The sequence below is a fragment of the Pseudomonas sp. MYb60 genome, from assembly GCF_002979555.1.
Lineage (GTDB): Bacteria > Pseudomonadota > Gammaproteobacteria > Pseudomonadales > Pseudomonadaceae > Aquipseudomonas.
Map to the genome: position 1 here is coordinate 1 of NZ_PCOZ01000040.1, position 5,323 is coordinate 5,323.

At 65.5% G+C, this 5,323-nt stretch carries 2 protein-coding genes; both read right to left on the reverse strand.

All coding sequences use genetic code 11. The features are described from left to right. A partial coding sequence (locus CQ041_RS26045) for a non-ribosomal peptide synthetase (RefSeq protein WP_146116879.1) occupies nucleotides 1-4,672 on the reverse strand: 4,672 nt, incomplete at its 3' end. 3 nt (nucleotides 4,673-4,675) lie between these two features. Next, nucleotides 4,676-5,323: phosphopantetheine-binding protein (locus CQ041_RS26050; protein WP_146116880.1), on the reverse strand; the 648-nt coding region annotated here is incomplete at its 5' end.

Consider the following 5,323-nt stretch of genomic DNA (forward strand, 5'->3'; position numbering starts at 1 on the left):
GCTGGTTCGGGAAGCCGGCGTCAGCCTGGTTCCACAGGTGCAGGATGTGTTGCTGCTCATCCGCGTCCAGCAGGTTCGACTGGCCGATGTTTTGTTGCCGATCGGTCACCATCGCCTGCAAGAGATTTTGCCAATGGCGCGCCATGCGCTCGATGGTGCTGCGCTCGAACAGGTCGGTGCTGTAGCCCAGCGAGGCCCACAGGCCTTCACGGCTGTCGTGGGCGTCCAGGTCCAGGTCAAAGTGCGCGGTGCGTGTTTCCCAACTGAGGTTTTCGAATGCCAGTTGCGCCAGCGAGGGCGCCTCGGCGGCAGGCCCGTCAGTCTGGAAGTTGAACATCACCTGGAACAGCGGGTTGAGGCTCAGGCTGCGTTCCGGTTGCAGGGCCTCCACCAATTGCTCGAACGGCAGGTCCTGGTGGGCCTGGGCCTCCAATGCACGTTGTTTGACCTGCGCCAGCAATTGGCTGAAGGTGGTGTGCCCGTCGATGTCGGCCTTGAGCACCTGGGTGTTGACGAAGAAGCCGATCAGGCGCTCGGTCTCGACCCGGTTACGGTTGGCAATCGGCACGCCGACCCGCACATCCTGCTGGCCGCTGTAGCGATGCAACAGGGCCTGGAACGACGCCAGCAGCAGCATGAACATCGTCACGCCCTCGGCCTGGGCCAAGGCTTTGAGGCCAGCCGTGAGGGCGTCCGGCAGCAGCACCTCCAGGCGTGCGCCGCGATGGCTTTGCTGGGCCGGGCGCTGGTGATCGAACGGCAGCTCCAGCACCGGCTGCTCGCCGCCCAGTTGCTCGCGCCAGTAATCGAGCTGGCGCGTCTTTTCCCCCGCCTCCATCCAGTCACGCTGCCACAGCGCATAGTCGGCGTACTGGATCGGCAGGCCCGGTAGCTGCAGGTCCTGGCCCTGGCTGTAAGCGGCGTAGAGCTGCACCAGCTCATCGACCATCACCTGCATCGACCAGCCGTCAGAGACGATGTGATGCTGCACCAGCACCAGCACATGCTCATCCGCCGCCAGGCGCAACAGGCTCACGCGCAGCAGCGGGCCCTGTTGCAGGTTGAACAGGCGCGCGATTTCCGTTTCGACCCGCGCCTGCACGCCGGCCTCGTCGACGTCGGCAAAGGTGATCGGCAGCGGCGCCGGCGCAAGAATCACCTGCACCGCGCCCTCTTCCGCCTGCTGCACCTGGGTGCGCAGGCTTTCGTGACGGGCCACCAGGGTGTCGAAACTGCGTTGCAGCGCAGCGATATCCAGCTGGCCACGCAGGCGCAAGGCGCTGGGGATATGGTAAGCCGCGCTGTCCGGGTCCAGTTGCCACAGGAACCATTGCCGCTCCTGGGCGTAGGACAACCGCAGCGGATGTTCGCGCCCCACCGCCGTGAGCGGCGGCGCCAACGGTGCGGCGCCTGGCGCCTGCGCCAGTACGCTGGCGACAAACGCGTCCAGGCGCGGCTGCTCGAACAGGCAGCGCAACGGTACATCGCGACCGAGTAACTGGCGCAGCTGAGAGACGACCCGCATCGCCAGCAACGAGTGCCCGCCCATCTCGAAGAAATGGTCGTTCAGCCCCACGCGCTCGGCGCCGAGGATTTCGGCCCACACCGCCGCGATGTGCTGCTCAAGCTCGGTGACCGGTGCAACCCAGGCCTGTCGCGACTGGCTGGCATCGGGTTGCGGCAAGGCCTGGCGGTCGAGCTTGCCATTCGGGTTGAGGGGCATGCGCTCAAGGAACAGCAGGTGCGCCGGCACCATGTAGTCGGGCAGTTGCTCGCGCATCTGGCGCTTGAGCGTGTCGGCGTCCTGCGGGTCGGCCACCAGGTAGGCGATCAGCTGGTTATCGGCCGCCACCACCACGGCTTCGCGAACGCCAGGCTGGGCCAGCAAGAGTGCCTCGATTTCGCCCAGCTCGATGCGGAAACCCCGGATCTTCACTTGATGGTCGACGCGGCCGACGTACTCGATCACTCCGTCCGCGCGATAACGCGCGAGGTCGCCGCTGCGGTACAGGCGCTCGCCGCTGGCACCAAAAGGGTCCGGCACGAAACGTTCGGCGCTGAGCAGCGGTCGGTTCAGGTACGCCCGGGCCAGCCCGCACGGGCTGCCGATGTACAACTCGCCCACCGCGCCCAATGGCGTCAGGTTCAGGTCGCGGTCCAGCACATACAGCGCACGGCCCGGCAGCGCGCGGCCGATCGGGCTGGCTGTGGCGCCAATCACTTCGTCTGCCGTCGTGCAGTCCAGCACGCTGGACACCACGGTCGCTTCGGTAGGGCCATAGGTATTGAGCAAGCGCACGTGCCCCAGGCCAGCTTTCACCCATTGGGCCGGGCCTTCCAGCGGCATCGCTTCGCCGCCGATATGGACCTGGCGCAATGCACCGTAGCTACGCGGCCCGGCAGCCAGGCAATCGAGCAGGAACAGGTTCCAATAGGCCGTCGGCAGGTCCGCCAGGGTAATGCCCTGGCGGATGATTTCGGCGTACAGCCGGCCACTGTCCCACAGCTCGGCACCGCGCAAGACCACCGTGGCGCCGTGGGTCAGGGCCGGGTAAAGCTGCTCGACGAACCCGTCGAAATTGAGGGTCGCGAATTGCAGCACCCGATCATCCGCCGTCAACTGCGAATAGCCGGCGGCGATGCTGGAAAATTCAGTAAGTGCGCGATGATGGATCGCCACGCCCTTGGGTTTGCCGGTGGAGCCGGAGGTGTAGATCACATAGGCGAGGTTGTGCGGGTCGAGGGCGACCTGCGGATTGTCTTGTGCACAGGCCTGCAGGGCCGCGTCGGCGTGGTCGATATCCAGGCGCTGCACGTCGGGCGCCAGCGCCAGTGTCTGGGCGCAATGGCACAGCACCAGGCGCACGCCGCTGTCCTGCACCATGTGCAGCAGGCGCTCGCGCGGGTAGTGGGGATCGAGCGGCACGTAGGCGCCGCCAGCCTTGAGGATCGCCAGCAGGCTGACGACCATGTCGAACGAGCGCTCCACCGCGACGCCCACCATCACCTCGGGGCCGACGCCCTGATCGATCAGGTAGTGGGCCAACTGGTTGGCCCGGCGGTTCAAGGCGTCGTAGCTGAGGGACTGCTCGTCCAGACACAGCGCAACGGCGTGCGGACGTTGCCGGGCCTGGGCTTCAAACAGGCCATGCACGCCGACCGCGCTTTCGAACGCGGCGGCGCTGTGGTTCCAGGTGTGCACCATCTGCTGCTGTTCGTCAGCCGCCAACATCGCCATATGCTCGATGCGCACCTGCACATCGCCGGTGACCAGAATGTGCAGCAGACGTTGCCAGTGCCGGGCCATGCGCGCCACGGTGCGAGCTTCGAACAGGTCGGTGGCGTAGGTCCACGAGGCCCAGAGCCCTTGCTCGGTTTCTTCGGTGTCCAGGCTCAGGTCGAACTGGGTGCTGTGCTCTTCGCTCTCCAGCGTCTGCACCACCAGGCCCGGCAACTGATGGGCGCCGGCCGATGCACGGGACTGGGTCTGGTGGTTGAACATCACCTGGAACAGCGGGTTGTGACTCAGGCTGCGCTCCGGTTGCAGCGCTTCCACCAGTTGCTCGAACGGCAGGTCCTGATGACTCTGAGCCTCCAGCGCACGCTGTTTGACGTGGGCCAGCACCTGACTGAAGGTCATCTGGCCGTCGAGGTCAGCCTTGAGCACCTGGGTGTTGACGAAAAAGCCGATCAGGCCCTCGGTCTCGCCCCGATTGCGGTTGGCATTCGGCACGCCGACGCGGATATCGGACTGGCCGCTGTAGCGGTACAACAAGGTCTGGAACGACGCCAACAACAGCATGAACAACGTCACGCCTTCGCGTTTTGCCAGGGCCTTGAGGGTCGCGACCAGCGCGGGCTCCAGCGCCACATCGTGACGGGCCCCGCGATAGCTCTGCCGGGCCGGGCGCGGGTGGTCCAGCGGCAACTCCAGTACCGGCTGGGTGCCGCCCAACTGTTCGCACCAATAGCCGAGCTGGCGCGCCTTCTCGCCGGCTTCCATCCAGCGGCGCTGCCACAGGGCGTAGTCGGCATACTGGATCGGCAGCGGTGGCAGCGGGCAGTCGAAACCCTGGCTGTACGCCGCGTAGAACTGCAGCAGTTCCTGCACCATGACGCCCATGGACCAGCCGTCCGAGACGATATGGTGCTGCACCAGCACCAGCACATGTTCCTGTTCGCTCAGTTTGAACAGGCTCAGGCGCAACAGAGGGCCGTGCTGCAGATCGAACGGCCGGGCGATTTCCGCCTGCACGCGGTCCTGCAATCGGGCCTCGTCCACGGCGGTTTCAAGCAGCTCGATGCGCGCCTGTTCCAACACCACCTGGGAACGCTGCTCGCCCTCCAGGTTGAGGCGCGTGCGCAGGCTTTCATGACGCGCCAGCAGGCTGTCGAAGCTGCGTTGCAGCGCGTCTTTATCCAGGTTGCCCGTCAGGCGCAGGACGCCGGGGATATGGTAGGCGGCACTGTCCGGGTCGAGTTGCCAGAGAAACCATTGGCGCTCCTGCGCATAGGACAGCGGCAGGGCCTGGCCTTCTTCGCGGACCGATACGATGGGCAATTGGGCGAAGCTCATGCCGCGGCTTTGCAGGCGCTGGTAAAACTGCTCGCGCTGTTCAAGCGGCAGGCGAAGAAAGCGCGAGACCAGATCAATATTGGGGTTGGAAAGCATGGGTCAAATCGCCTCTAGTTCGCTCAAAAAGTCACGAAGGTCATCAAAATCTTCTGCGGTGCCCGCGCTGAAGGTGGCGGCGGCCTGCACGTAGGCGCGCAGCGTGTCGGTCTGGAACACTTCCACCAACGGCACTTCCAGGCCCAGCTCGGCCTGGACCCGCGAGGTAATCTGGATAGCCAGCAGGGAGTGCCCGCCCACTTCGAAGAAGTTGTCGTTCAAGCCCACGTGCGGCAGGCGCAATATGTCGGCCCAGATCGCGGCGATCTGCTGTTCCAGTTCGGTTTCCGGGGCCACGTAGGCTCGTTGCAACAGGCTCGCGTCCGGTTCGGGCAGGCCCTTGCGGTCGAGCTTGCCGTTGGGGGTCAGCGGCATTTGCGCGAGGAACATGAAGTGCGCCGGCACCATGTAGTCCGGCAGGCGCGCCTTGAGGGCACGGCGCAGGCTGTCGCGCAAACCGCTTTCGTCGGCCAGGCCGGCGTCGGCAGGCACTACGTAAGCCACCAGGTGTTTGCCGGTGGGACCGTCCTGGGCCACCACCACGGTTTCACCGACGTTGTCCTGCTCTCGCAGGCGCGCTTCGATCTCGCCCAGTTCGATACGGAAACCACGGATTTTCACCTGGTGGTCGACACGGCCGAGGTAGTCCAC